The organism is Paenibacillus dendritiformis (genome assembly GCF_015845845.1).
Taxonomy (GTDB): Bacteria; Bacillota; Bacilli; order Paenibacillales; family Paenibacillaceae; genus Paenibacillus_B; species Paenibacillus_B dendritiformis_C.
In genome coordinates this window covers 1-837 of record NZ_LDIG01000011.1, presented here as the reverse complement: position 1 = coordinate 837, position 837 = coordinate 1, and the positions used below count along the sequence as shown (strand labels likewise).

General features: G+C 68.0%; 1 protein-coding gene. It reads right to left on the bottom strand.

The window, feature by feature from the left end; genetic code table 11:
• Positions 1 to 16 precede the first annotated feature (16 nt).
• The coding region (locus tag ABD76_RS00100; RefSeq protein ID WP_197253206.1) for an IS110 family transposase at positions 17 to 837 on the bottom strand (821 nt) is incomplete at its 5' end.

Genomic DNA, 837 nt, shown 5'->3' with positions numbered 1-837 from the left:
GAGCAACTGTGTTGAATCAAGCTGGAATCATGCTGTCGCGCATGCGGGCGTTCAGGATCACCAGCAGCTTGCGCATGACGGCCACGATGGCGACTTTGGCGGGTTTACCACGGGCGCGCAGACCCTGATAGAAGTCGCGCAGGCGTGGCTCATGGCGCAGCGCGGACAAGGCGGCCATGTACAGGACCTGGCGGATCGGGGCCCGCCCGCCCCATATCCGCCGCTTGCCCCGCATCGAGCCGCTGTCGCGGGCCATTGGCGCCACGCCGACTAGCTTGGCGATCTCTTTGCCGCTGATATGCCCCAGTTCGGGCAGCTGTGCCGCCAGCATGGCCTGTAGCCCGGGCCCCACTCCCTTGACCGTCTCCAGCGGCACCAGGGTCCGTTGAGCCGCCAGTTGCGCTTTGATGCCACGATCCAGGGTGACCAGCATCGCAGTCAAACTGCGCAGATGGGCCTGCATTGACCTGCGCAACACCGGGTCGTCCATCCAGCCCAGCCGCTGGCGTTCCTTGGCCAGCATCTGCATCACGTGCTGGCGCCGCTGGACCCACTGGCGCAACCGGCGCTGCCACTCGGCGCGGGGCTGGTAAGGCGTCAGGGTCATGGCATGCGCCATGTGGGCCAGCACTCGCGCATCCAGACGATCGGTCTTTGCCAGCTGCCCGGTCGCCCGGGCGAAGTCCCGGCCCTGCCGCGGGTTGATGCGCACCACCGGCAAGCCGGCCGCATGCAGTGCGTCCAGCGCTGCCTGCTCGAACCCCCCCGTCGCTTCCAACACCACCTGCCGCGGCTGCCGGGTCGACACCCAGGCCACCAGGCGGCGAAAGCCGGCTT